The 25,580-nt window shown below is 72.8% G+C and carries 20 protein-coding genes; 8 read left to right on the top strand and 12 right to left on the bottom strand.

The annotated features are described in order from the left end of the window. Positions 1-190 precede the first annotated feature (190 nt). Positions 191-601, top strand: coding sequence for an effector-associated constant component EACC1 (locus tag K2F47_RS31140; RefSeq protein ID WP_242909472.1), 411 nt, complete (start codon positions 191-193; stop codon positions 599-601). Then, a complete protein-coding gene (locus K2F47_RS31145) occupies positions 591-2,930 on the top strand; it encodes a CHAT domain-containing protein (protein WP_242909474.1) in 2,340 nt (779 codons plus the stop codon). The genes K2F47_RS31140 and K2F47_RS31145 overlap by 11 nt, the downstream gene beginning before the upstream one ends. 398 nt (positions 2,931-3,328) lie before the next feature. Here K2F47_RS31145 and K2F47_RS31150 read toward each other — a convergent pair whose 3' ends face one another. The 9 genes from K2F47_RS31150 to K2F47_RS31190 all read right to left on the bottom strand — a co-directional run bounded on the left by K2F47_RS31150 (position 3,329) and on the right by K2F47_RS31190 (position 16,102). Then, positions 3,329-5,890, bottom strand: coding sequence for an Hsp70 family protein (locus K2F47_RS31150; protein ID WP_242909475.1), 2,562 nt, complete (start codon positions 5,888-5,890; stop codon positions 3,329-3,331). Next, positions 5,887-6,516, bottom strand: a complete 630-nt coding sequence (locus K2F47_RS31155; RefSeq protein WP_242909477.1) for a hypothetical protein — start codon at positions 6,514-6,516, stop codon at positions 5,887-5,889. The genes K2F47_RS31150 and K2F47_RS31155 overlap by 4 nt, the downstream gene beginning before the upstream one ends. Next, entirely contained in the window at positions 6,500-6,955 is a 456-nt protein-coding gene (locus tag K2F47_RS31160) for a hypothetical protein (RefSeq protein ID WP_242909479.1), read from the bottom strand. The genes K2F47_RS31155 and K2F47_RS31160 overlap by 17 nt, the downstream gene beginning before the upstream one ends. Positions 6,956-6,971: 16 nt before the next feature. Next, positions 6,972-8,078 carry a hypothetical protein gene (locus K2F47_RS31165; RefSeq protein ID WP_242909481.1) on the bottom strand — a complete coding sequence of 369 codons (1,107 nt, stop codon included), beginning with the start codon at positions 8,076-8,078 and terminating at the stop codon, positions 6,972-6,974. Further along, positions 8,075-11,098, bottom strand: a complete 3,024-nt coding sequence (locus tag K2F47_RS31170) for a hypothetical protein (RefSeq protein ID WP_242909488.1) — start codon at positions 11,096-11,098, stop codon at positions 8,075-8,077. Before K2F47_RS31170 ends, K2F47_RS31165 begins: the two co-directional genes overlap by 4 nt. Position 11,099: 1 nt before the next feature. Continuing rightward, positions 11,100-12,299 carry a serine/threonine-protein kinase gene (locus K2F47_RS31175; protein WP_242909489.1) on the bottom strand — a complete coding sequence of 400 codons (1,200 nt, stop codon included), beginning with the start codon at positions 12,297-12,299 and terminating at the stop codon, positions 11,100-11,102. Beyond that, positions 12,296-15,112, bottom strand: coding sequence for an AAA family ATPase (locus K2F47_RS31180; protein WP_242909724.1), 2,817 nt, complete (start codon positions 15,110-15,112; stop codon positions 12,296-12,298). Before K2F47_RS31180 ends, K2F47_RS31175 begins: the two co-directional genes overlap by 4 nt. A 193-nt stretch (positions 15,113-15,305) precedes the next feature. Beyond that, positions 15,306-15,611: a hypothetical protein gene (locus K2F47_RS31185; RefSeq protein WP_242909490.1), complete on the bottom strand. Its 306-nt coding sequence runs from the start codon at positions 15,609-15,611 to the stop codon at positions 15,306-15,308. 194 nt (positions 15,612-15,805) lie between these two features. After that, on the bottom strand, positions 15,806-16,102 hold the full coding sequence (locus K2F47_RS31190) for a hypothetical protein (RefSeq protein WP_242909491.1): 297 nt from the start codon (positions 16,100-16,102) through the stop codon (positions 15,806-15,808). A gap of 228 nt (positions 16,103-16,330) precedes the next feature. On the opposite strand from K2F47_RS31190, the gene K2F47_RS31195 reads away from it, so the two are divergent. Next, positions 16,331-16,786 carry a tellurite resistance TerB family protein gene (locus tag K2F47_RS31195; RefSeq protein ID WP_242909492.1) on the top strand — a complete coding sequence of 152 codons (456 nt, stop codon included), beginning with the start codon at positions 16,331-16,333 and terminating at the stop codon, positions 16,784-16,786. 22 nt (positions 16,787-16,808) lie between these two features. Here the strand turns inward: K2F47_RS31195 and K2F47_RS31200 are convergent, their stop codons facing one another. Further along, entirely contained in the window at positions 16,809-17,699 is an 891-nt protein-coding gene (locus K2F47_RS31200) for a M48 family metalloprotease (protein ID WP_242909493.1), read from the bottom strand. Then, entirely contained in the window at positions 17,696-18,073 is a 378-nt protein-coding gene (locus K2F47_RS31205; RefSeq protein ID WP_242909495.1) for a BlaI/MecI/CopY family transcriptional regulator, read from the bottom strand. The genes K2F47_RS31200 and K2F47_RS31205 overlap by 4 nt, the downstream gene beginning before the upstream one ends. A gap of 267 nt (positions 18,074-18,340) precedes the next feature. On the opposite strand from K2F47_RS31205, the gene K2F47_RS41005 reads away from it, so the two are divergent. The 4 genes from K2F47_RS41005 to K2F47_RS31225 all read left to right on the top strand — a co-directional run bounded on the left by K2F47_RS41005 (position 18,341) and on the right by K2F47_RS31225 (position 22,686). Continuing rightward, on the top strand, positions 18,341-18,937 hold the full coding sequence (locus K2F47_RS41005) for a calcium-binding protein (protein WP_272497691.1): 597 nt from the start codon (positions 18,341-18,343) through the stop codon (positions 18,935-18,937). Positions 18,938-19,070: 133 nt separating this feature from the next. Continuing rightward, positions 19,071-20,381, top strand: coding sequence for a cryptochrome/photolyase family protein (locus K2F47_RS31215; protein ID WP_242909496.1), 1,311 nt, complete (start codon positions 19,071-19,073; stop codon positions 20,379-20,381). Further along, a complete protein-coding gene (locus K2F47_RS31220; RefSeq protein ID WP_242909497.1) occupies positions 20,378-21,874 on the top strand; it encodes an SDR family oxidoreductase in 1,497 nt (498 codons plus the stop codon). Before K2F47_RS31215 ends, K2F47_RS31220 begins: the two co-directional genes overlap by 4 nt. Positions 21,875-22,071: 197 nt before the next feature. Next, the gene (locus K2F47_RS31225; protein ID WP_242909498.1) at positions 22,072-22,686 is read left to right on the top strand and encodes a TetR/AcrR family transcriptional regulator; all 615 of its coding nucleotides are present in this window, start codon (positions 22,072-22,074) and stop codon (positions 22,684-22,686) included. A gap of 96 nt (positions 22,687-22,782) precedes the next feature. Here the strand turns inward: K2F47_RS31225 and K2F47_RS31230 are convergent, their stop codons facing one another. Then, complete coding sequence (locus K2F47_RS31230; RefSeq protein ID WP_242909499.1) at positions 22,783-24,222, bottom strand: MFS transporter; 1,440 nt, start codon at positions 24,220-24,222, stop codon at positions 22,783-22,785. A 513-nt stretch (positions 24,223-24,735) separates the two neighbouring features. Here K2F47_RS31230 and K2F47_RS31235 point away from each other — a divergent pair. Then, a complete protein-coding gene (locus K2F47_RS31235) occupies positions 24,736-25,566 on the top strand; it encodes an LLM class F420-dependent oxidoreductase (protein ID WP_242909500.1) in 831 nt (276 codons plus the stop codon). Positions 25,567-25,580 lie beyond the last annotated feature (14 nt).

The following is a 25,580-nucleotide window of genomic DNA, read 5'->3' on the forward strand; positions in this document are numbered from 1 at the left end:
CTCCAAAGCGCCATCCGCCGCCTCGCCCGAAGGTCCTAATCGCGATCAATCGAAGCGCGACTTCGGCCGGACGAACAATGTGTGAGGTTCCGCCCACCGGCTTCATGGCGAACCGCTCGATTTCGACGAGCGGTTGATGGCAGAGTTGAGGTCGTCCCTGGTCGAACGCGTCCGCAGAGGAACAATCCCCATGAGCCCCCGTCTGGAATTCGAACTGAGACTCGACGGAGTCGACGATCACCATTACGCGGAGCGACTGCGCCGTGAGCTGCGGAACACGCTGGAGGACTCCCCGGACGCCGCCGTCCGCAAGATCCACGAGGTCAACGTCGGAACGCCGCCCCCCGGCCGGCGGGCCGCCACGTCGGAGATCTTCGGCCTGGTCGTGGAGTCGGCCGCGACGCTCGCCACCGTGGTCCAGATCGTGCAGATCTGGCTCCAGCGGACCCCGCGCGAAACGGAGGCGCCGCCGCCCTCGATCACGCTGACGTTCGGCGCGAACTCCCTGACCATGACCAGCCCGCCGACCCCGGCCGAAACGGAGATCATCGAGCGGTTCATCGCCGTGCACGGCAACGCGGGCGGCCACGATGGGCAATGAACCGGCGACGATGCTGCGCGTCATGGTCGGCCGGAACGAGGGGCCGACCCGGCACTACTCCTACGGCCTGCGCACCGCCGGCAGCGAGGTCGGCGGCGCGCTGGAGTACGAGTACACGGTCGAGGTGCACCAGGGGCTGATCGAGGGCGTCTGCAACGACATCAACAACGTCCTGCGATCGGCGCTCGACAGGGCGACGAGCGGCCAGGCCGGGCCGGGCGACCTGGTGGACCACCGCGCGAAGCTCGCCGAGTACGGGCACCTGCTGTACAAGTTCCTGTTCCAGTCGACGCAGGGCGCCGACGAGCCCGAGATCGTGGCCCGCATGCGCCTGTCGCCGGGTCCGCTGCTCGTGCGGACCTACGAGTCGCTGGTCCCCTGGGACCTGCTCCACGACGGGACGGACTTCCTCGGCCTCACCCAGGATCTCGGGCAGGGGTCGGTCGTGCAGAAGGTCCCGCTCAGCGGCCGGGAGGTGGGCCGCATCGAGCGGGCGCTGATCGTCGGCGACCCCCTCGGGGACCTGCCCATGGCGCGGGCGGAGGCCGAGCACGTCGCCGCCTGGCTGACCAGGCAGGGGACGGAGTGCACGCTGCTGGTGGGCGCCCAGGCCACGCTGATCAGCGTCGTCAGGCTCCTCATCTCCACCCCCTTCGACCTGCTGCACTACTGCGGGCACGTCTCCATCATGAACAAGCCGGCCGACAGCGGTCTGATGCTGCACGGCCGCGAGATCCTCAACGAGGCCGCGCTGCGGGTCGCCGCGATGGTGGGGGCGCCGCCCGTGGTGTTCATCAACGGCTGCCAGTCCGCCCGTCCGATCGCGAACCTGTGCCTGTCGTTCCTGACGATGGGCGCGAAGGTGGTCGTGGGCACCCGGGTCGAGGTCTCCGAACGCAGCGCCAAGCTGTTCGCCGAGGAGTTCTACCAGCGGCTGCTGAAGGACCAGACGGCCGGCTCGGCGGTGCGCAACGCGCGCTACGCCCTGCTGGACGAGGCCGACGCCGGATGGGCGTCCTTCCTCCTGTACAGCAACCCCGGGGTGCACATCACGGGCGGCCCGCCCCCGGTCGCGGCGGCCGCGCCCCCTGCGGCGGCGGAGGACGACGAAGGGCAGGTCAACTATTCCGCGTCGGCCACCGAACTGATGCGCCGCGCCTTCACCGTCGCGGAGACCAGCGGCCTGGTCACCTCCGTCGAACTGCTCTTCGCCCTCATCACCGAGACCGAACTCCAGTCCACGATGGTGCGCGGGGTGGGGGCCGAGCGGCTGGCGATGCTCTCCGCGATACTGCACATGATCGTCGGTACGAAGGACGGCGTCGTCGAGCGGCAGTCGGAGGAGATCGAGCTGTCGGACACCGTCCACGGCGTCCTGCTCCAGGCCGAGGAGGACGCGACGGCCCAGGGCCGCACGATCATCAGCCCGCACGACATCGCGCTCGCGTTCGCCGGCACCGACGGCGGGACGTCGGCGGAGATCCCGGAGGTCGTCGGCGTCACGGTCCGCGAGCTCTTCGGCCTCGACGCCCCGGCCGCCCCCGAGACCGACGCGCCCACCGAGACGGCGCCCGACACGGCCACCAACACACCACCCGACACGGCCACCGACGCGGCCACCGCCCTGAGCGACGCGACGAACATCGCGACCGACACACCGACCGACACCGCGCCCAACACCGCGACCGACACACCGACCGACACCGCGCCCAACACCGCGACCGGCACTGCGACCGGCACCGTCGCCCCCACCGAGCCCGACGTGAAGATCGCGCCGTCGGCGAAGACGACGAAGCCGGACCCGCTGCTCGACGCGAACGGGAAGCTACCCGCCGAACTGCTGGACGACGGCACGCTCAAGGCCGTCACCGCGGCCCTCGTCCTGGCGGCGGGCAAGCGGCGGCCGGTCGAGTCGCACACCTTCCTCCAGGGGTTCGGCGCGGCGGGCAGCACGGTCCTGCGCCGGGCGCTGGAGGCGCAGGGCAGCACGGCCGAGGACGCCCTCCACGTCCTCTACGCGCCGGGCATCAGGCCGAAGAAGTTCACCCAGCGCTCGTTCGGCGCCCTCACCAAGGCCTGGGACGACGGCGCGGGCGTGCCGATCGGCGAGGCGGCGGTCCTGCGCGTCCTGCTGTCGGACCCGAAGTCCGCCGCCCACATGTTCCTCAGCCAGCTCGGCGTGGACATCGACCGGCTGCTCATGGACCTCCGGTCGGCCGACCCGGAGCCGCCGGAGCCGCAGCCGGTTCCCGACCCTCGTCCAGCGGAGGATCAGCGGGAACGGGAACCGGATCCGGAGGAGGATCGGAAGCAGCCTTCGGCGGGTTGAGCCCGAGGTCCGCGAGCCGGTCGCCCGGCCTGCGGCGCAGCACCTCCTCCCACGCGTCCCGCGCCTCGGCGGAATGGCCGAGCGCCTGGCAGGCGAGCGCGAGTGCGTTGCGCGCCTCGATGTCGGACGGGCACCAGTGCACCACCGCCGCGAAATAGCCGTGCGCCTCCGCGAGCCGGTCCTCCCGCGCCGCCGCAAGGCCCCGGTTGAACAGGTGCGCGGAATACACCGACAGCAGGGCGTAGCTCCCGATAGGCGCCCCGCACCTGCCGCATTCAGCCGCGTCGTATCCGTTCTCGGCCCCGCACCGCGGGAAGGGGCATTTCACCGTCACCGCGTTCATCGAACCCGCGTTCATCGGTTCCGCGTTCATCGAACCCATGTCCATCGAACCCCTCCTAGTGCGCCTTGACGAGGTTGTCCACGCCGTCGTCGCCCTGGAGGCGGTGCTTGATCCGCTTCAGCTGGGCGCGCAGCTGCTGCGCCCGCGCGGTGACCGGCTGCGGTTCGCGGGCGGCGCGCCCGGCGAGCCCCTTCAGCTCCCGCTGGACCTGCTCGACCTCGCCCCGCAGATCGTTCCGCCGCATGAGCACGGCGTGGCGGTGGACGGACTCGGCCTCCTCCTCCGCGATCTCCACGAGCAGGTCGGCCCGCTGCTCCGGCGTCAGCTCCGACCCCGCCGGCCTGTTCTGCCGGTAGCGGCTGATGAGATGGGACATGTACGCCTCCAGCTGCCGGAGGACCTCGCTGTAGACGGCCTGGTCGCCCTCCCGGAACGCCTTCTCGCCCCGGGCGCGCTGCGCCTCGATCGCGCGGCTCATCTCCTGCGCGTCGTGGACCTTGTCCACGTCCGTCACGGCGGAGTTGACCTCGACGCAGTCGTTGACGAGCTTGTCGAAGTCCTCCTTCGGCGGCTGGAGCGGCGTGGTGGCCACCTGGATGCCGGCGAGGATCTCCTCCATCTGCTCGAACTCGTGCACGGCGCCCTTCTCGTCGCCGGTCTCCCGCGAGCGCTGGAACGCCTTGCGCGCCATGTCGAACTGGATGGAGGCCGTGGCGCGGCGTCCGGCGGGCAGGAAGGACGCGGCGTCCTCGAAGCCCTGCTCCAGCCCGGCGACCTCGTCGGGCGCGGGCATCTCGCGTTCCGCCGGGGCCTGCACGTCGAACTCGAAAGGCTGGTCGCCGATCGTGCCCTGGGCGGTGAGGTAGGAATGGCGGTCCATCTGCACTTCCAGGCGAATCCGCGTGCCGCTCGGCGTCGAGGAGTCCACCGGGATCCGGATCACCTGAATGTTCTTGCTGCGCTGGTAGATGGGGAACAGCAGCGTGTCGGTGTCGCCGGGGTGGGAGAAGTCGAACTCCGCGCTCGTCGGCAGTTCCTGGAGCTCGGGAATGAGCGTCTTGCGCACCTTCTGGCCGCCCTGGTTGACCTCCAGCAGAACGGCCTTGGGGCAGACGGCGGTGTTGCTCACGCTGGGCAGCTTGCGCGCCTTCTCGCTCTGGGTGATCGGACGCCCGACGGCCGCGACGAGCTGCTCGTCACCGTCGAACACCTCGAATCCGAGCATCGTCTCCACGCCCGGCCGGAGCGCGACGCCCTTGAAGGCGAAGTTGCCGCGCGCGTCGATGTCGGAGTCGTCCTCCACGCCGTCGGGGGTCTGGAGCTTGACGTAGCCGCCGGTGAGGTCGTGCTCCCCGGTGAGCGACTCGACCGTCCCGCCGACGTGCGTGGTCTCCCGCGCGCTGGCCGAGGTGCCGCGGAAGGAGACCCGGACGGTGCGTCCCGGGTCGTAGACCGACATCCCGCCCGTCACCGCCGCGCGGATCGCGGCGCCCATGGCCACGACCGTGTCGACCTGGTCGTAGACGGGCTCGTCGCACTTGGCGCCCGCGCAGAGCTCGGCGGCGACCATCTCCCGGACGAGCGGGATGTGCGTCGAGCCGCCCGCGAGGATGATCTCGTCCACGTCCGACAGGGAGATCCCCGCCTTCTCCTGCGCGCGTTCGAGGGCCTCGTGGCAGTAGAGGAGCGTCCGCTCGACGTGCGGCCGGACGACCGCGTCGAGCTCGGACCGCTCGATCACCGCCTCGATCAGGACGGGGTCGCCCGCCTTGTCGAGCAGCCGCCCGTTCTCCCGCCAGGCGTACTCGGGCTCGCTGGACAGCCCGACCTTGACGCCCTCGGCGAGCCGCTTGACGTCGTCGAACAGCAGCCGGTCGTCGGCGTCGCCGTTCGGGTCGAGGTCGAGCGCGGCGCCCTCGGCGCACAGCATCTCCAGCAGGTGCCGGGTGAAGTCGGCGTCGATGTCGTCGCCGCCGAGCCGGTTGTTGCCGCTGATCCCGAGCACCTCGTAGACCCCGGCCGTGCACCGCACGACGCTGACGTCGAACGTCCCGCCGCCGAGGTCGTAGACCATGAACGTCCCGTCGCGGCGGCCGGTGCGCCAGCAGTGGTGGGACGCGGCGGCCGTCGGCTCGTGCAGCAGCTCCAGGCATTCCAGGCCCGCCATCTCGGCGGCCCGGCGGGTCGCGTCGATCTGCGGCTGGTCGAAGTAGGCGGGCACGGTGACGATCGCGCGGTCCACCTGCCAGGTCGTGTCGGAGGTCGCGAAGTTCGCGACGTCCTCCTCGATCTGGCGCTTCATCTCGGCGAGGATCGCCGCCGACACCGCCTCGGGCGTGATCGGCGCGCCCGCGAGCTGCACGCTCGTCTGCTGCCCCATGCTCCGCTTGATCGAGGTGATCGGCTCGGGGCGGCGCCCGACCTGGTTGCGCGCCCGGCGTCCGACCACGAGATCGGCGTCCGGGCCCGAGCGCCAGACGCAGCTCGGCGTCGTGCGGAACTTGGTGACCGGGTCGCGGTGGATGACGATGTCGGTGTCGGTCGGATCCATGATGGCGACGGCGCTGTTGGTGGTGCCGAGGTCGATGCCGACCGCCTTGCTCACGATCTGTGTCATCGCGTGCCTTCCCCATCATGGTCGTCGCTTGCGTCGTGTCCTGCTTGTTCCTCGGCCGGTTGTTCCTCGGCCGCTTCGGCTGCTTCTTCCTCGCGGGGCGGCGCCCCCATCTGCACCAGCCCGGGACGGACCACCGCCCCGTCGCGGAGCACGATCGGATCGATCGTCCGCGCCACGACCTCGGTGGTGTAGTCGGCGCTGTACTTCCAGCCCTTCACCTCGACCCGGTCCTCGACCTCGGCGAGCGGCCGGTCGGCCGGGTCCTCGTAGGTGACGCCGCCGCGCCGCAGGATCTCCAGCGCGTCGTCCTTCAGCAGCCGGAACTGCTGGTGGACGCGGCCCAGCCCCGCATCGGTGAGCGCGTCCCGGCTCCGGGTCAGCGCCGCGTCCCACTGGGCGAGGAGGGTCACCAGGTCGTAGGCCACGTCGAGGGTCTGGTCGAGCTCGGCCCGGGCGCGCTTCCGCTCGGCGTTGAGCGCGGACCGGTGCAGCTGGAGCGCCGCGCCCATCTCGGCGGCGGGCGAGACGAGCACCGGGTCCGGGGGCGCCGGACGGTCCGCGAAGACGTCCCACCCGTAGGGCAGGCCGTCGGGGACGGGGCGCTCGCCCTCATCCGAAGAGGACATCGGACACCTCCAGCGGTGGCTCGTCGAGCCGGGGTCGGACGGGTACGTGCCGGACGGCCTCGTCGACGTCCACCTCGGGCGGGGTGAGCCTCCAGTCCAGGACGACGTCGATGATCTGCGGGATGTCGAACACCTCGGGCGAGGGCGGGCCCACCGCGCCGAGGGTCTTGAGGTCCACCGGGTTGCCGCGGTGCCGCCGCTGGAACCGGGCCCAGCGGCCGTCGTCGTAGTCGGTCCCGGGGACCTCGAGGATCGCGTGGACGCGGCGGACGGCCTCGTCGTGGATCAGTTCGCCGACGGCCCACTGGATGCGGCCGCGCTCCTCGTCGGTGGCGGCGAGGTCGGCCAGCTCCTGGCCGCGCTCGACGATGAGCTCCCGGTCGGCGTCGACGGGCAGCCCGAGCACGTGGAAGGGGTTGACCCCCGGCATGTCGCTCACCGTCCGGCCCCTCCCGTCACCGCGGCCGGATTTCCGCGAGCGCCTCGCTGGCCTGGACGTTGCTCGGGTTCCATTCCAGCGCCGCGGCCAACTCGCGTTCGGCGTCGAATTCGCGGCCGAGCATGACGGCGCGATGGTAGTAATGGATGGAGAGGGCCTGATTCTCGATCTTCAGCGATTCTCCCTTTTCGCAGATCGCGGCCAGTTCCTCCGCGCAGGGCCGGGCCTGGTTCACGACCTCCCCGGCCCGCGTCTCCGCGCGGTCGTTCCACAGGAAAACAGACCACAAGTTATACCATTCCAGAGATGTTCGCAGCGCGCGTTTGAACGGAACGCCGAGGCTCAGAAAAGGCTTCAGGTGATCTATTCCGGCGGCGTAGTCGGCGGTGAGCCCCGCCGGCAGCCGGCCCACCCGCTCGGCGTCGGTCGTCATCCGCTCGGCGGTCTGGACGGCGTCGGCGCACCAGTCGTCGAGGAGTCCGGCGGCGATCTCGGCGATCTCGTCCGCGCGCTCGCGGTCCACCGCGTAGTCGTAGGGGAGCCCCTGCCGCTGGAGCAGCGCCTCGACCGCGTCGCTCCCCGACCGGCAGGTGGCGAGGCAGTGCACGTGCAGGCGGGCGACCAGGTGGTCGCCCGCCGCCAGGGCCCGGGCGCCCTCGCGGGCGTGGATCTCCAGCAGCTCGCGGGCGAGCGACGCGCGGACGCGGGCCTCGTCGTCCAGGTCGCCCTGGCGCTCCCAGAACGCCGGGCTGGCCAGCAGCAGGAACCAGAGCGCGGTGGCCGCCTCCAGTTCCGCCTCCGCCGGGCCGGTGTCGGCCGTCCGCCGGAACGCCCTTTCCCGATAGGCGACCGCGAGCGTGTGGTAGACGTCGATGTCCGGCCCCTGCACCTCCAGATGCCGCGCCCATTGCCGGGCCGCCTCGGCGTCGGTCTCCTGGAGCAGGGCCGCCCGCAGATCGCCGTTCTCCGCAATGGCGGCTTCGAGCTTGCGGTAACGGCCGCTGCGTTTCATCGACTCCGGGCCCTCAAGGGATTCCAGAGCGATCAGACGGTCCGAGCACGCCTCCAGTTCCAGGGCGTCGGCGAGCGCGAAAAGGTCGTCGGCGGACGGCATCGATCTCACGTGGTCGTCCCTTCTGGAATGGGGGAGCCGGTCGACAGGACATGCCCGGCCTGCCGGAGCAGTCTCGCCGCGTCCAGAGGGGACCCCTCCTGCCGGGCGCGCTGGGCGCGGTGGCAGAGGAGGCGGGCGAACTCCTCGCGCAGGGACGCGGCCGGGTCGGGCCCGGCGGCGGCCAGGGCGCGCCGCCACAGCCGGTCGGCGGTGTCCAGCGCGCCGGTCGCCGTGGCGCAGCGGGCGAGGACGACCGGGTCGAACCGCACGCCCGGCGTCTCGGCCAGCCCCTCCACGAACTCGGCCAGCGGCGACGACGACGCCCGCCGCGTGCCGCCCTTCGCGGCGCACAGCATGGGCAGGACGCGGTCGATGTCGACCAGGCGCGAGACCGCCTCCGCGCCGGGGGACGACAGCAGCGCGGCGACCTGTTCGAGGCAGCGTTCCGGCTCGTCCACCGAGAGGCTCGCCGCCTCGGCGAGGTGGACGGCCAGCCGCGCCCGCGCGGAGAGGTCGTCGAGCGGCGGTTCCGGCGCCGCGTCCGCGACCGGGGTCCCCTGCACCGCGCCCGCGAGGACCGCGCAGATCCAGGCGTCCGTGCCGCCCGTGTCGTCGCCGTCGCCGGCCTCGCGCAGCAGCCGCGCCGCCTCGGCGGGGTCGCCGCCGTCGAGCACGCGCGCGGCCTGCACGATCGCGACCGCCACGCTGCCGGGGGCGGCCGGGAGGGGCGGCGCGGACTCGTCGGACTCCCGCTGCGCCTGCCCGAGGACCGCGCGGTCGTGCAGCGCCACGACCTCGGCGAGGTCGGCACGCCCCCGGGCCCGTGCCGCGAGCCGCCCGAGCAGCTCGACCAGCGTGCCCGTGCGGGCGCGGTCGCGGCCGCGGTGGCAGGCGAGCGCGAGGGCCCGGGCGAGGTCGATGTAGGGCTCGGGGCCGAGCCGGTCGTCCCGGTCGAGCAGGATCACGAGGTATTCGAGGAGGCCGAGGTCGGCGCCGGCGGGGTCACGGGTCGCGGCGGCGATCCCGAGGATCCAGACGGCCCACGGGTGGGCCTGCATGGACGGCTGCGGCGCCGGGGCCTCCGGGCCGCCCGTCCCGGCGAAGGCCGCGGCGGCGCCGCCGAGCAGGCGCGCGATCTCGCCGGTGCCGGCCGGGACCGTCGCGACGGCCTCCGCCAGCTCCGACGCGGCCTCGGCGGCGATCTGCCGCGCCCCGGCGGGGTCACCGGCGGCGTGCCGTTCGAGCGCGGCGCGCATCCGGAGCTGCCCGAGCATGAAGCCCGCCTGGTGCTGCCCGCGCTCCTTCAGCTCGTGCAGGATCTCCGACGCCTCGGCGTCCCGGCCTTCGCGGGCCATGGCCCAGGCCGCCAGCGACGCCGCCTTGACGCCCGCGCGCGGTACGTCGTCGCCGAGCAGCTCCAGCGCCGTCCCGGGACGGTTCTCCCCGGCGTCCCACGCGGCGAGGACGAGCGCGGCGCGGCCGTAGCCGTAGACGCGCGCGGCCTGGTCCAGCAGCTCGCGTCCCTGGTCGGGCTCGGTCGCGCGGAGCGAGAGCCCCATCCACATCAGGCGTTCCTGGCCGGGGAGCCGGACGAACGGCGGCAGGTCGACGAGCTGGGCGAGCCGGTCGTCCTTCCGTCCGACATGGCGGGCCATGACCGTCCGGAAGGCTTCGAGCAGCTCGGGCAGCATGCCCTCGGTGGGGTCCCACTCCAGTTCCGGGTCGGGCCCGGTGTCCGCGCGGACGTTTCCGCCGCGCGCCATCCACGCGCGGATCTCGGCGAGGGCGGTGAACGGCGGCGGCGCGGCCCGCACCGCGTCGGCGATCTCGTCGGCGCGGTCGCTCTCGGGGTCGGCGTCGAGGCAGAGGCAGGCGACCGCCCATTCCATGGGCTGGCCGCGGACCCGGTCGAAGCACCGCGCGACGCCCGCCCGGTCGCCGGTGAGCAGCGCCGCCCAGGCCGCGTGGTAGATCCAGTCCGGGCGGACAGGATCGGCGTCCACCAGCGGCAGGAGCAGGGACGCCGCGCTCCGCTGGTCGCCCTCCAGCAGGAACATGCGCCCGGCCGCGTAGCCGAGCCACGGCCCGGTCAGCTCGCCGATCACGAAGTCCCGGAGCGCGGCGGCCTCGATCGGGGGCGGCTCCTCGCTCGCCGGATCGTCCAACCAGGTCAGCGTCCGCAGCAGGAACGCGATCTCCCTGGCCCACCGGGACGAGGTCGGCGCCGCGTGCCCACCGAGCGCCTCCGCCGCCACCCGGTCGCCGGCCCGCAGGTAGGCGGCGGTGAGCATGGCGCGGAACGCCTCGTCGTCGCGCCCCGCGTCCCGCGCCCGGATCAGATAGGTGATCGCGGTGTCGGGCCGGTCCATGACGATCAGGTGGGCGAGGCCGAGCGCGGCGTCCAGGCCGGGCGCCGGGATCTTCCGGTTGGACAGGTCCAGCGCCAGCTCGGCCGCCTGCCGCATCCGCCGCTCGCCGGACTCCAGGTCGACCCGCAGCACGGACGCGACGACGTCGATGATCTCCCGCATGAACGCGGGCTCGCGGGTCAGCGCGTCCACGTAGATCGAGAGTTCGGTCTCCGGTGCCTCGGTCTCGCCGGGCAGGACGCTGCGGCGCGCCAGCGCGGTCGCGACCTCCTGCTTCGCCGGGTCCGCCGGGTCGAGGACCGGATAGACCCGCATCAGCAGCCCGCGCGCGGCGTCGTACTCCCCGCGGGCGTCGCGGGCGGCGAGCAGCGGACGCCAGGCGCCGCTCGGCTCGTGCCGCTCGGCGGCGGCCCGCACGACGTGGAGGCCGACGGCCTCCAGCTCGTGGAAGTCGGCCTCGATGAGCAGCGGGAGGAGCGCGGGCCGCACGGTCGCCTCGACGAGTTCGGTCAGCGCCGCCTCGTCGGCGTCGGCGAGCGCCCCGGAGACCTCGGCGCGCGCCTGGCGCAGCGCCGCCAGCGCGCCGGCCGGGTCGTGGTCGCCGGCCGCGTTGTGCACCGCCCTGCGGAGCCGCCGGGTTCCGCGGACGCGATCGAGCACCTCAGCGTCCCCCGTTCAGCTCGTCGTCGCGGCGCCGCCGCCAGCGCGCGGCCTGGAAGGCGTTGCCCGTGAGCTCGTAGGCGCGGGCGGTCGTCGCGGCGAGGTCGGCGCGCTCGACGCGGCTCGGCAGCGCGGCCGGGTGCCGGTCGATGATCTTCCAGGCGTCCAGGCACGACTGGACGGCGGCCTGGCCCCGCCTCGATCCCAGCTGCCTCCCGGCCTGCTGCACGAGGTCGCCGACCTGCTCGGCGGGGGGCCGGGCGCGCGGGGCGGCGGGGCGGTCGGCCTTCTCCAGCGCCCGCATCAGTTCGCTCGCCGAGGTGAACCGGCGCCTCGGGTCGGGGTCGAGGCAGCGCAGCACGAGTTCGTCCAGCGCCTCGCCGACCGAGTAGTTCAGCGCCGACGGCGGCGGGACCACGCAGTTGTCCCGCGCCTCGACCAGCCAGTCGCCGTGGAGCGCGACCGGAAGGTGGTCCGGCGGCTGGAGCTGCCCGTAGGGGTGCCTGCCGGTGAGGCCCTCGTAGAGGATCATCCCGACCGCGTACAGGTCGGAGGCGGGCACGCTCTCCCCCCGGACGGACTCCGGCGCCCTGTAGTGGAGCGCTCCCGCCGCGCCCGGGGCGTGCCCGCGCTCGATCAGCCGGGCGGCCAGCCCGAAGTCGACGACCCGCGCCCGGCCGGTGAGCTCGTCGACCAGCACGTTGTCCGGCTTGAGGTCGCGGTGCAGCAGCGCCGGGACGAGCCCGTGCAGGCCGCGGAGCGCGAGGCAGATCTGCCGCCCCCATCGGATGAGCGAGGCGGCGGGCACCCCGGCGCCGAACCCGGCGAACTCCTCCCCGAGCGTCCGCCCCCGGACGTGCTCCATGACCAGGAACGCGCGGCGGCCCGCCTCCAGCGCCACCCCCGCGTCATAGACCGGGACGAGGTGGTCGCGCGCCTCCGCGTCGGTCATCTCCTCCAGCGCGCCGGCCAGCAGCAGCGCGTCGGCGAACTGGTCGCGGGCGACCTCCTCGCTCAGCCCGCCCTTGCGGGACAGCTTCACCGCGACCTGCCGGACGGGGACGCCGAGCAGCCGCTGCTGCGCCCGGAACACGGCCCCGAACGCGCCGCCGCCGATGAACTCGCGCAGCTCGTAGCGGCCGTCGATCACCCGTCCGAGCAGGCCCTTCAGCTCCGCGTCGCCCGCGCCGCCGGCGCTCATACCGGGTCCCCGCCGCCGAAGGCGACCCCGACGGGCGGGACGCCGCCCGGCCGGAACGCCAGCTCGATCCGCGTGCTCCGCTCGAACGCCGCCTGCTGCCGCTCGGCGGCCAGCGTGATCTCGTCCTCCACCAGCCGGGCGACCGTCTTGGCGACGATCCGGCCGCCCTCGGTGCCCCCGGAGCGCCGGTCGGTCTCGTGGCTGCGGTCGGCGACGTACTCGACGAGGGCGTCCGGCACCACGAGCACCTTGCCGCGCCGCTCCCACAGCTCGCGCTGCTCGTCGAACACCTTGCGGGAGATCCCGAGCATGGCGGCGCGGTCCAGCGGGCGGAAGACGATGATCTGCCGCAGCCGGCCGAGGAACTCCGGCGCGAACACCGCCTGGTGGTGCCGGTCGCGGATGTTCAGCAGGTCGCGGCGGACGGCCTCGGCGATCTCCTCCTCCGCGGCGCCGCGCTCGCTCAGCCGCGCGATGGTCTCGTGCCCGGCGTTGGAGGTGATGATGAAGATGGCGCGGTCGCCGAACGCCTTGACGCCGCGCCGGTCGACGATCCAGCCCTCGTCGAACAGGTTGAGGAACGGCCGCCACACCTCGGGGTGCGCCTTCTCCCCCTCGTCCAGCAGGAACACGCAGTACGGGTCGGCGTTGAGGTCGTTGATGAGCGGGCCGCCCTGGTCGTGGCCGTGGTAGCCGGCCGGGACGCCGATGATCCCCGAGACGCTCTGCGGCTCGGAGTAGTTCTCCATCGGGTAGACGTGCAGCCCCTTGGACGCGGAGTAGAACCGCGCGACCGCCTTCGCCAGCTCGGTCTTGCCGACGCCGGTGAGACCCGCGAACAGCATCACCGAGGCGGGACGCCCGCCGACGCCGGTCAGCCCCAGCTTGATCCGGCGCAGCTCGCTCGCGACGACCCGCACCGCCTCCTGCTGCCCGACCACGACCTCGCCGAGCGAGCGCTCGAAGTCGATCCGGGCGCCGCCGGTGCCCGAGATCTGCTCGGCGGGCACGCCGGAGATCTCCGCGACGACGGCGACGATGTCGGCGGTGCCGACCCGGGCGTCCGCGCTGCCCGCCTGGGTGCGGCGGTAGTGGAGGTCGTCGCAGGCGCGGCGCAGGACGCGGATCGCCTTCGACGGCTGCCGCTCGTTGAGGATGAAGTCGGTGGACAGCGCGACGGCGTCCTCGACCGCCCGCTCGTCGACGCCGACGCCGAACTCGGCCGCGAGGGCGCGCGCCGCGGCGGCGGCCATGTCCTGCGTCTCGGCCCGGCCCGGCTCGGCCGTGTCGACCCGGGAGACCAGCTCCCGCAGGGTGCGGTCGGAGCCGATGAGGTCGTCGAACTCGTGCGCGGACATCACGCCGACGAGGTGGAGGCGGCCCTGCTTGAGGGCGCTGCGCAGCGTCAGCCGGTGGTCGGTGCCGCCCGGGCCGCGGATCAGCGAGCCGAGCCCGTCGACGCAGACGATCACGTCGGTACGGCCGGCGATGTGCTCGATGATCTCGGCCAGCGCGTCCCCGCTGTCGGCCGGGGCGAGGTCGCCGCAGTCGACGTGCAGGAAGCGCTTGCGCGCGAGGAAGCGGATCTCGCCCTCGGCGGCGCGCCGGGCCAGCTCGCGCAGCAGCGTCGTCGTCCCGACGCCGGGCAGGCCGGTGATGACGACGTGCGGCGCGGTGACGCGGTGCAGGGCCTTGCTCAGCAGCTCCACCTGGCCGTCGACGTGCAGGGCGGGCGTGATGCCCTCGGTGCGGGCGAGCCAGGTCAGGTCCTGGGACGGCGCCGGACCCGCGGGCAGGCGGAACGCGTTCTCGCGGGCCGTCGACGCGCCGCCCACCTCCCGCAGCTCCTCGTCGAGGTGGGCGCGCAGCTGGTCGAGGCTCAGCTTCAGCGGCGGGGCCTGGAGCACCGACACGAGCCGGGCGGGCGGGTCCTCCAGCAGCGCGTCCAGCAGGTGCGGGGTGTCGATGCGCTCGCAGTCCCAGACGGCCGCGCTGCGCTGCGCCCGCCCCAGCAGGTCGAGGAGCGGCAGCCCGAACGCCTCGCGGCTCGGCGCGAGCGCGGCCGCGCCGCGTTTGCGCTGCGCGATGCGGAAGGCGTCGGCCAGCGACGAGGCGACCTTCGCCAGCCCGATCTGCGGCTGCACCTGCAACCGCATGAGGTGCTCGGCCGGGCCCTCGGTCTCGGCGAGCAGGGCCAGCAGCAGGTGCGGCGGCAGGACGCGGTCGTAGCCGAGTTCGGCGGCCTGCTCGCCGGACTGCTCCAGCGCCGCCCACGCCGCCTCGGTGAACTCCTCGGACCGGACGCGGCCGGACGCCTCGTCCAGCAGCGGGGGCAGCGGCTCGGTCTCGACCCGCACCTGCTCGAAGAGGGCGGCGGCGGCCCGCTCGGCGTCGAGGTAGGTCAGGTAGAGGCGGTCGTCGTCGTCCAGATGGGACAGCACGCACCCGACGAACAGCTCCAGCCCGAGCCGCTTCCCGTGGTCGCCCTCCGGCGGGAGTGCGCCCAGCCGTTGGACGAACTCGTCGAGCGCGGCGAGCGCCTCGGGGCTGAAGTCCTCGCGGCGACCGCCGAAAGCGCCGCGGCCGGAGCCGCCCGGGTTGTACGCCCCGATGCTCTCCAGCAGGTCACGGACGTAGGCGCCGTCCTGCAACGCGCGGGCGAGCATCGAGCGCATGCCCTGGTCCGCGGAGTCGATCGCGGCGTACAGCAGGTCGCTGGGGCGGACCCGCGCGCCCGCCCGGTCGGTGGCGGCGTACAGCACATCGGCCACCCGTGGGTCGGCGAGGTCGGCCGGGGAGAGGACGCCGTCCACGAACAGCAATGATCACTCCAATGTGTTTGCCCGTTCCCCGGTCATGGTGGCAAAAATCCCCCGCCTTCGGTGGTGATACCAGCCACGTCATGAAAAGGGTATGGACGATTGCACACACCGGAACAGACCCTACCGTCGCAGGACTTTCTGAACTGTGTCCCGTGACGCGAACCCGGAGTGCGGACGCCCGCTCTCAGCGGAGGACGTACAGCGCGTCGAAGACCTCCATGCCCGCCTGGTGCGTGACGCAGCGGTAGTCGGTCCAGCTTCCGCGGGCGAGGCCGTACTCCCCGTCGTGGGAGCAGCTCTCGCAGGTGAAGTAGCCGTCGGCGATCTTCTGGAAGCCCGGCGGAACCGGCGGCCACGGCCACATCGTGCATTTGTCCGAAGAGGCGGCGGCACCCGCCGTGTCGGCGTGGGCCGGCGGCGACAGGGCGGCGACGGGCGCCAGGACGGTGACGGCCGTCAGCACGAGTCGCTTGAGTGCGTGCGGGCGCATGGCATTCCAAGTCTGGACGGGGCCGCCGGGGTACTCCGCGTGCCTCCGGCGAACGGCCGGATGGGGGCGCCCCCGAGTGTGCGCGTCCGACTGCGCGCCGTACAGCCGCGTGGCCGGAGACGGTCGAAAGGGAGCGGTCCGATTTCCGAGCCGCGACCGGTGACGCGGAGCCGGGCCTCGGGGGCCGAGGTTTCTCAGGGGTAGACCCACAGGGCGGCGAAGACGTCCAGGCCGACGAAGTACTTCTTGCAGCGGTAGTCGGTCCAGGCTCCGTGGGCGAGGCCGTAGTCGCCGTCCCTGAAGCAGAGCTCGCAGGTGAAGTAGCTCTCGACGATCTTGCGGTACCCCTCCGGCACGTTCGTCAGGATCGTGCACCGGGGCAATTGCGGGTCCGGGCGGGCCAGGTCGGCGGATGCCGGCGGCGACAGGGCGGCGACGGACGCCACGGTGGCGGCCGTCAGGACGATCCTCGTGCGTGCGTGCGGGCGCATGGCATTCCAGGTCTGGACAGGGCCGCCGGGGTACTCCGCGTTCCTCCGGCGAACGGCCGGACAGGGGCGCCCCCGAGTGTGCGCGTCCGGCTGCGCGCCGTACAGCCGCGTGGCCGGAGACGGTCGCGGGGAGCGTTCCAGGCGCCGGCGTGGGGCGCCGGGGGCTTCTGCTACAGATGTAGCAGGTCGGTTAGGGTCGGGGATGACCGACGACGAGCGGAGGATCCAATGCCCTTCTGGGACAAGCTGCGCGAATCCACACAGACCATGCAGACGCAGCTCCTCAGCAAGAAGAACGAACTGAAGAGCGGGGCGTTCCGGGACGCGAGCATGGCGATGTGCGCGCTGGTGGCGGCGGCCGACGGCAGCGTCGACCCGTCCGAGCGCCAGCGGACGGCCTCGCTCATCGCCTCCAACGAGGTGCTCCAGAACTTCCCGGCCGACGACCTCCAGCGGCGCTTCAACGACTACGTCTCCAAGCTGACCGCCGACTTCGACTTCGGGAAGGTCGGCGTCCTCCAGGACATCGGCAAGACCAAGAAGAAGCCCGCCGAGGCGCGCGCCGTCATCCAGATCGGCATCATCATCGGCGGCGCCGACGGCCACTTCGACGAGAGCGAGAAGGCCGTGGTCCGCGAGGCGTGCTTCGCCGTCGGCCTGGACCCGTCCGAGTTCGAGCTCTGACCCGCCTCTTTCAGCGGATCTTTCAGCGGAGCGCGAGCAGGGCCAGCAGGGCCGACGCGAGGGCGTGGTCCAGTTGGAGGGTCGCGGCGGTGAGCGTGCTGGTGACGACGCCGTTGCCCATGAACAGCAGCGGTCCGGTGACGGAATTCTTGGCGGGCGGCGCGTCGAGCAGCGCCTCGACGCGCTCCATGACGCCCGACTCGGCGAACGCCGCGGCGGGGCCCGGCGCCGCCGGGTGGGCGAGGGCGACCTTGGCGATCGTGCGGGCGACGAAGGCGCGGTCGCCGACGGCCTCGGCGGCGTCCTCGTCCGCCCAGCGCTCCACGGCGAGGCGCAGCCGCCGGTCCAGCGGGCGCAGCGCCGGGAGCAGGGCGCGGGCCAGCGCGCCGGACGCCAGGTAGCGGTGGTGCCGGTGCCGCAGGTGCGAGCTCTCGTGCTGGAACACCACGTGCAGCTCGGCGGGCGCCAGCCGCCGCAGCAGCCCGCGCGACAGCAGCACTCCCCCGTGCCGTCCCGGGACCGCGACCGCGATCGGCGCCTCGGTCTCCAGCGGCGCCCCCGACCGCGACCGGACGGCGCGCAGCTCGCGGGCCCAGCGCACGACCGTCCACGCGGCGACGAGCAGCCCGGCGGCCGACAGCAGCGCCGCCGGGACCCCCACCACGTCCGGCACCGGGCGGTCGTCGCCGAACAGCGCCCACTCGGGGACGTGCGCTGCGGCGGACGGCGTCAGCGTCGCCCCGTAGTTGATCGCCACGAACACGCCGGTGCCGAGCGCGGCGACCGCGCTCATCGCGCCGGTCGTCGCCAGCAGCCGCGCCGACCAGGACGGATGCAGCGGCACCGGCACCCGGCCGAGCACGGTGCCGAGCGCGAGCATGATGGCGAGCGGCAGGAAGGTGAACCAGCTCACCCCCGTTCACCCCGGCCGTCGAGGGACTCGCCTTCGAGGAACTCGCGCAGCTGGCGCGCCTCCTCGTCGCTGAGCGTGCTCACGAACCGGCTCAGCACCGTCCCGGGGTCGCTGGCGAGCCGCAGGTGCTCGCGCATGCGGCCCGCGACCAGCTCGGACTCGTCGATGGCGAGCCGGTAGCGGTAGTGCCGCCCGGCCCGCGTCCGGGTGACCAGCCGCTTCTCGTAAAGCCGGTGCAGGATCGTGTTGACCGTGGTGTAGGCGGGCGCGCCGTCGAGGCGCTCGACCAGCTCCGCCGTCCGCGCCGAGCCGCCGAGCCCGGCCAGCGCGGCGAGCACCTCCGCCTCCAGTTGCCCGAGCGGTCTGCGCGCCACCGGCCTCACCCCTTCACGGCGGACGTCGATTCACGACAGACCGTATCCCGGCCCGGCCGCCCTCACCGTCCGCACGCGCCCGACCGCGTGCCGGGACTCGTCATTCCGCGTGAGTCGCCGCCCGCCTTTTGTGACAGTTCCCAATCCATTCGACATTGATCATTGTCCATTGTCCTCAGCCGGTCACCGCGCTTGATCAACCGGGCCCGGAAAGTGCGAATGGAGGCGGCGCCGGCGATCGCCCGGTGCCGGAGGGAGAACGGACAGATGCGCATCAAGACGATCGCCACGGCGCTGACGCTGGTCGGCGCGGCACTGGTCCCGGTGCTGCCCGCGGGCTCGGCCTCGGCCGGCTTCGCGACCTGCAAGGACGAGCGGACCGGCAAGGACATGACGGTCACCGTCCTCGGCGGGAGCGGCTCCGACAACCCCTGGGTCGTGAACGGCAACGTCGCCTCCACGCTGGCCGGCGACGACCGGATCTTCCTCGACCAGATCACCGACGGCCCGTTCCCGTCGGACACGGTGACCTGCGGCGACGGCGACAACGACTGGATCGGCTCCTACATCGCCCAGCCCACCGGCTCGATCTCGGCGCGCGGCGGGACGGGCGCCGACACGCTGATCGGCGGCACCAACGACGACTACCTCAACGGCAACGCCGGAACCGACAACCTGATCGGCAACGACGGCAACGACCACCTGAAGGGCGAGGACGGAAACGACAACCTCTGGGGCGGTGAGGGGAACGACTACATCGACGCCGGAGAGGGCAGCGACATCATCGACGGCGGCCCCGGAATCGACACCTGCGTTGGTGGCGACGATAAGGCGTACATCATCAACTGTGAAAAGTTCAGCTGATTCTTCCCGGCTCGAATAACAATTTCGCACCCGCTGAAACGCGCCCGGCCGGTCACCGCCAGACGGCCGGGCGCCCGCAGATCCGCACGCCGCGGACGCATCCGGTCGCGGGCGCCGCCACGAAGTACGGGTGATGAGTACCTCGATCCTGCTGTTCACCCGTGACCTGCGCGTCCACGACAACCCGGCGCTGGCCGCCGCGTGCCGGGCGGAGCGGGTCGTGCCGCTCTTCGTGCTCGACGACGCGATCCGCGGCGTGCCGAACCGCGTCCGGTTCCTGCTGGAGAGCCTCGCCGGCCTCCGCGACTCGCTCCGGGCGGCGGGCGGCGACCTCCTCGTCCGGCGCGGCGATCCGGCCGCCGAGGTCGCGCGGCTCGCCCGCGCGACCGGCGCGGACGCGCTGCACCTCGCCGACGAGCGGTCCGCGTACGGGACCCGGCGGCTCGCCGCGCTGCGGGACCTGGACCTCGCGGTGTCGGCGCACCCGGGCGTCACGGTCGTCCCGCCGGGCGAGCTGACCCCGGTGAGCGGCGACCACTACCGGGTCTTCACGCCGTACTGGCGCGCCTGGGACGCGGCGCGGTGGCGTGCGGAGGCACGCGCGCCGAAGACGGTCCGCCTGCCGGACGGCCTGGACGCCGGGCCGCTCCCCGACCTCGCCGAGCTGACGTCCGGTCCCTACTCCCCCGATCCGGCGCCGGGCGGCGAGCGCGCGGGACGGGCGCGGATGAAGGCGTGGCTGCGCGAGACGGCCGACGAGTACGACCGGATCCATGACGACCTCGCCGCCGACCGCACCTCGCGGCTCAGCCCGTACATCAAGTTCGGCTGCGTCTCGCCGCTGGAGCTGGCGCGGGCGGTCCGGGGCGAGAAGCGGGAGGAGTTCCGGCGCCAGCTCGCCTGGCGCGACTTCCACCACCAGGTCGCGGCCGCCTTCCCCGCGCTCGCCCGGCGCGACTACCGGCCGCGCGAGCGCGCCTGGAACCGCGACGACGACGCCCTCGCCGCCTGGCGGGACGGCACGACCGGCGTCCCGATCGTGGACGCGGGCATGCGCCAGCTCCGCCGCGAGGGCTACATGCACAACCGCGCTCGCCTGGTCACGGCGTCGTTCCTCACCCGGAACCTGAACATCGACTGGCGCGACGGCCTCCGCCACTTCGACGCCTGGCTGACCGACGGCGACGTCGCCGACAACGCCGGGAACTGGCAGTGGGTCGCCGGAACGGGCAACAACACCCGTCCGGGCCAGGTGATGAACCCGCTCCGGCAGGCCGCCCGGTTCGACCCGGGCGGTGTGTACGTCCAGCGCTACGTGCCCGAGCTCGCGGACCTGGACGCGCGGCACGTCCACCGCCCCTGGACCCTGCCCGACGACCGCAGGCGCGCACTCGACTATCCGCCGCCCATCTCGGGGTACAGGACGCCCGGGGAGGACGAATGAGCGAAACAGAAGGTGCGTTGTGCCTGGTCACTGGGGCCACCGGCTACATCGGCGGGAGACTCGTCCCCGAGCTGCTCGACGCCGGGTACCGGGTGCGCTGCATGGCGCGCTCGGCCGGACGGCTGCGCGACCACCCCTGGGCCGACCGGGTGGAGGTCGTGGAGGCCGACGCCACCGACGCCGAGGCGACCGTGCGGGCCCTGGACGGGGTGGACGTCGCCTACTACCTGATCCACGCGATCGGCGGCGCGGGGGGCTTCGCCGAGAACGACCGCCGCGCCGCCCGGACGTTCGCCGCCGCGTCCCGCCGGGCGGGCATCGGGCGGCTGGTCTACCTCGGCGGCATGGCCCCCGGCGGGGACCTGTCGCCGCATCTGCGGTCGCGTGCCGAGGTCGGCGAGATCCTGCTGGACAGCGGCGTCCCGACGGCGTGGCTGCGCGCCGCCGTCATCATCGGGTCGGGGTCGGCGTCGTTCGAGATGCTGCGCTACCTCACCGAGCGGCTGCCGGTGATGGTCACCCCGACGTGGGTGCACACCCGCATCCAGCCGATCGCGATCCGGGACGTCCTGCGCTACCTCGTGGCCGTCGCGGACCTGCCCGCCGAGGTCAGCCGGGGGTTCGACATCGGCGGCCCGGACGTGCTGACCTACGCCGACATGATGCGCCGCTACGCCGCCGTCGCCGGGCTCAGGCGGCGCGTGATCGCGCCCGTCCCGCTGCTCAGCCCCTGGCTGTCGAGCCTGTGGGTGGGCGCGATCACCCCCGTCCCGGGCGGCCTCGCGCGCCCGCTGGTGGAGTCGCTGCGCAACGAGGTGGTGGCCGCGGACGACGACATCGACCGGTACGTCCCGCCCCCGCCGGGCGGCGGGACCGGTTTCGAGCGGTCGGTGGAGCTGGCGCTGCGCCGCGTCCGGGAGGCCGACGTCGCGACGCGCTGGTCGTCGGCGAGCGTCCCGGGCGCGCCCAGCGACCCGCTGCCGACCGACCCGGACTGGGCGGGCGGCAGCCTCTACACCGACGAGCGGACGTGCCGCGCGGACGCCCCGCCGCACCGCCTGTGGGACGTCGTCGAGGGCATCGGCGGCGAGCGCGGCTGGTACTCCTTCCCGCTCGCCTGGCGCGTCCGGGGCGTTATCGACCGGCTGGTCGGCGGCGTGGGCCTGCGGCGCGGGCGCCGGGACCCGCGCCGCCTCCGGGTCGGGGAGAGCGTCGACTTCTGGCGGGTGGAGGCGATCGAGCCCGGACGGCTGCTGCGGCTGCGCGCCGAGATGCGCCTCCCCGGCCTGGCCTGGCTCGAACTGCGCGTCGGGGACGAGGACGGCCGCGCGCGCCTCACCCAGCGGGCGCTGTTCCACCCGCGCGGCCTCGCCGGGCACGCCTACTGGTGGGCGTTCCGCCCCTTCCACGACCGGATCTTCGGCGGCATGTGCCGGGGCATCGCCCGCGCCGCGGCCGAGTCGGACGCCGGCAGCGCGCGAGAGTCTCAATAATGCACGGAAGTTCGCATTGTTAAGTGCGCGGGCGACCACTTTCCGACACGCAATCCGACCGGTGATCAGGCAGCACGGTAAGCCAATTGTGAACATCCTGGTATACTTTGGGAACGAGCGATCCGGCGGGGGCACGCGTCCGGCTCACACGGTCGGCTCGACCCTTGGTATTTCCCAGCGATGCGGAGTGAACACCGATGGCGGAAGCTGATTTCGAGCGGCGGTCGAGGCGGCGCCAGATGTCCAAGGACGAGCGCCGCGCGGAGATCATCCGAACCGCCGCCGACCTCTTCGAGAAACTGGGGTACGCGGGCGCCTCGATGGACGACATCGCCGCCGCCGTCGGAATCGGTAAGCCCACTCTGTACCACTACTTCCGCAGCAAGTCCGAACTGCTGTGGTATATGCACGAGGAGCTGATCGACGGCCTGATCGACGCGCACCGCGCCCGCGTCGAACGCGGCGCCGACCCGGTCGAGCTGCTGCGCGGCGTCATCCACGACTTCCTGGAGAACATCGCGACCAGGCGCGGCCAGTGCCGGGTGTTCTTCGAGAACCACCGCGAACTGCCCGACGCCGACCTCGCCGTCGCCACCGAGAAACGCACCCGCTACGAGGCGATGGTGGAGGAGGCCGTCCGCGACGGAATCGCGGCGGGAACGTTCCGCGACGTCGATACCAAGCTGTTCAGCCTCGCGATATTCGGGATGAGCAACTGGGCCTACCAGTGGTACCACTCCGACGGGAAGTTCACGCACGAGGAGATCGCCGACGCTTTCTGGGACTACGCCTACCGCGGGCTGCGCCCTTGAGACCATTGCGATATCCGCCGCAGTGTTTGCTGAGATATCCGACCGGCGCGCCCGCCCGGTGCGTCGAGGGCCCCGGGCGGGCACGCCGGGCCGCGATCAAATACTGGTGACCGTGCCCGCCTCATCGGCTTCGGCGGGCCTCACCGCGACCGCGTCGTCGTCGTTCCGGAAGGTTTCCGGCAACAGCAGGACCGAGACCGCAGTGATGAGGCAGACGCCCGCCATGTAGGCCGCGATCGCCACCCAGGAATCCGTCCACGCGTACAGGGACGTCGCGATCAGCGGCGCCAGCGCCCCGCCGACCACCGAGGCGACCTGGATGCTCAGCGACATCGCCGAATAACGCGTCTCGGTCGGGAACGTCTCGGCGAAGAACGCGCCCTGCGGCGCGTACATCGTCGTGTGCATCAGGCCGAGCCCGACGACGAACGCGATCACGATGACGACCGGCGACTCGGTGTTGAGCAGCGGCCAGAACACGAACGCCCACGTCCCGACCAGCGCCGACCCGGCCGTCAGCATGCCCTTGCGGCCGAAGCGGTCCGACAGCGCGCCCGCGACCGGCAGCATGACGAGCTGGACCGCCGCCCCGCACAGCACGCCCACCAGCATCCGGCTCTTCGGCATGTCGAGGATGTCGTCGTTGGTGCCGTAGGCGACGGCGAAGGTCATGAACAGGTAGTAGGTCACGTTGATACCGATGTAGGCGCCGCCGATCAGGACGATCCGCCTCGGGTAGCGGCGCACCGCCTCCAGCACGGGCGAGCGCGCGGCCCGTGCGGCACGCCCCTCCGGCTTGGCCACCGGCACGGGGGCGACGACGCGCCCGTCCTCCTCCCCGCTCCCCTCCTGTACGGCGTCCTGGAGGCGCTTGAACGCCTTGGTCTCCTCGATCCGGAGCTGGATGTAGATCGTCAGGCCGAGCAGCGCCATGCTCGCGAGGAACGGCAGCCGCCAGCCCCACGAGTCGAACGAGCCCGAGTCGGTGAGGGCGTCGGTGATCAGGAACGCGAAGTTGCCGACCAGGATGCCCGCCGGGCCGCCCGCCAGGGCGAAGCTGGAGTAGAAGCCGCGGCGGCGCGGCGGCGCGCTCTCCATGGCCAGCAGGATCACCCCGCCGGTCTGGCCGCCGAGCGCGATCCCCTGGACGAGCCGCAGCGCCACCAGCAGCAGCGGCGCCCCGGGACCGATCGCGTCGTAGGTGGGCAGCACGCCGATGAGCGTGGTGCCGAGGCCCATCGTCAGCAGCACCATGACGAGCGAGCGTTTGCGGCCGTGCACGTCGCCGAGGTGGCCGAAGATCACCGCGCCCACCGGCCGGGCGATGAACCCGATCGCGAACGTGGAGAACGACAGCAGCGCTCCGGCCAGCGGGCTCTGACCGGGAAAGAACAGGTCCGGGAAGACCAGCGCGGCGGCGGTCCCGTAAATGAAGAAGTCGTAGTTCTCGATGCTCGACGCGGCCAGCGCCGCGGCGGCGATCTTCAGCGTGCTCTTTTTGGATGCGTCCTTCGGGGGTGTCTTTCCTGGGACCATCCGCTTTTCCTTTCAGCGACGTGGCGGACCGCCAGGCGGCGGTCCCGCGACCACTTGCCATGCGCGCGGAAAGCGTGATCACCCGGAAATTGCAGCGGTCCGGGCGGCGCGTTTCGCGTGTCGGCCGACGTATGCGCTGAGTCCCCCGGGCAGCGCTGGGAGGGCCGCCGGTGCCACGGGGCGCCGGGCGGCCGTCGACTGTGCCCACGCCGACGGTGTCTGGTCGCCCACGACGGCGGCGGTTGTACGGCCACCGGTTCCGGATCCGCAGTGGTCGCCCGCCTTTTGAGCGGTGTCGTCGCCGCGCCTCCGAGTTGACGACCGACCGGTCGGTCGTATGAATACGATTGCAGCCGTTACCGGGGGTGTCAACCCTTGAGCTGGCGTTTTCTCCGGGTTGTCGCGTTGCCGCTCGGCGCCGCGTCCACCTAAGATCGAAGTCGCCCGGACACGGAAATCGGCCCTGCCATCCCCGGCGAAATCAGCAGGACGACGACAACGCTCGGAGACCCCATGAAGTTCGGCATCTACACGCTTTTGACGGCCGAGAGCATCCGGCCCGATGTATTGGCGCGCGCGGCGGAGGAACGCGGCTTCGACTCGCTGTTCATCGCCGAGCATTCGCATATTCCCGTCCGCCGCGAGACCCTCTGGCAGGGCAGCGCCGAGCTGCCGCACGCCTACTACCGCACGCTCGCGCCCTTCCCCGCGCTCGCGGCGGCGTCGGCGGTGACCTCCACGCTGCTGCTCGGCACCGCCGTCGCGCTGCTCGCCCAGCGGGACCCGATCCACACCGCCAAGGAGGTGGCGACGCTCGACGTCCTGTCCGGCGGGCGGGTGATCCTCGGGGTCGGCTCCGGCTGGAACCGCGAGGAGATGCGCAACCACGGCACCGACCCGCGCACCAGGGGCGCGCTGCTGAACGAGCGGCTCGCCGCGATCAAGGCGATATGGACGCAGGACGAGGCCGAGTTCCACGGCGAGCACGTCGACTTCGACCCGATCCACCTGTGGCCGAAGCCGGAGCGCCGCCCGCACCCGCCGATCTACGTCGGCGGGGAGAGCGAGGCCTCGCTCGACCGGATCGCCCGGTTCGGCGACGGCTGGCTCCCCCGCGCCGCCACGACGCCCGACGAGATCCGCCGGTTCTCCGCGCGGCTGGCCGAGCGGGGCCGCCCGGACGTCCCGATCACGCTGGCCGGGCTGGGCCCCGACGCGGAGAGGGTCGCGGCGCTCGCCGAGGCGGGCGTGGAGCGGATCGCGTTCGAGCACCCGACCACGTCCGAAGGCGACTCGCTCCGCGCCCTGGACGAACTGGCCGCCTTCACCGACACCCTGCGCTGACCGCCCCCAGGACG

The organism is Actinomadura terrae, from assembly GCF_022751215.1.
Lineage (GTDB): Bacteria > Actinomycetota > Actinomycetes > Streptosporangiales > Streptosporangiaceae > Spirillospora > Spirillospora terrae.

Coding starts and splice junctions, on each gene's coding strand:
- K2F47_RS31175 (WP_242909489.1), bottom strand. CDS start 12,299: ATGAGCGCCGGCGGCGCGGGCGACGCGGAGCTGAAGGGCCTGCTCGGA.
- K2F47_RS31230 (WP_242909499.1), bottom strand. CDS start 24,222: ATGGTCCCAGGAAAGACACCCCCGAAGGACGCATCCAAAAAGAGCACG.
- K2F47_RS31150 (WP_242909475.1), bottom strand. CDS start 5,890: ATGACACAGATCGTGAGCAAGGCGGTCGGCATCGACCTCGGCACCACC.
- K2F47_RS31225 (WP_242909498.1), top strand. CDS start 22,072: ATGGCGGAAGCTGATTTCGAGCGGCGGTCGAGGCGGCGCCAGATGTCC.
- K2F47_RS31145 (WP_242909474.1), top strand. CDS start 591: ATGGGCAATGAACCGGCGACGATGCTGCGCGTCATGGTCGGCCGGAAC.
- K2F47_RS31195 (WP_242909492.1), top strand. CDS start 16,331: ATGCCCTTCTGGGACAAGCTGCGCGAATCCACACAGACCATGCAGACG.
- K2F47_RS41005 (WP_272497691.1), top strand. CDS start 18,341: ATGCGCATCAAGACGATCGCCACGGCGCTGACGCTGGTCGGCGCGGCA.
- K2F47_RS31140 (WP_242909472.1), top strand. CDS start 191: ATGAGCCCCCGTCTGGAATTCGAACTGAGACTCGACGGAGTCGACGAT.
- K2F47_RS31155 (WP_242909477.1), bottom strand. CDS start 6,516: ATGTCCTCTTCGGATGAGGGCGAGCGCCCCGTCCCCGACGGCCTGCCC.
- K2F47_RS31190 (WP_242909491.1), bottom strand. CDS start 16,102: ATGCGCCCGCACGCACGCACGAGGATCGTCCTGACGGCCGCCACCGTG.
- K2F47_RS31215 (WP_242909496.1), top strand. CDS start 19,071: ATGAGTACCTCGATCCTGCTGTTCACCCGTGACCTGCGCGTCCACGAC.
- K2F47_RS31235 (WP_242909500.1), top strand. CDS start 24,736: ATGAAGTTCGGCATCTACACGCTTTTGACGGCCGAGAGCATCCGGCCC.
- K2F47_RS31220 (WP_242909497.1), top strand. CDS start 20,378: ATGAGCGAAACAGAAGGTGCGTTGTGCCTGGTCACTGGGGCCACCGGC.
- K2F47_RS31185 (WP_242909490.1), bottom strand. CDS start 15,611: ATGCGCCCGCACGCACTCAAGCGACTCGTGCTGACGGCCGTCACCGTC.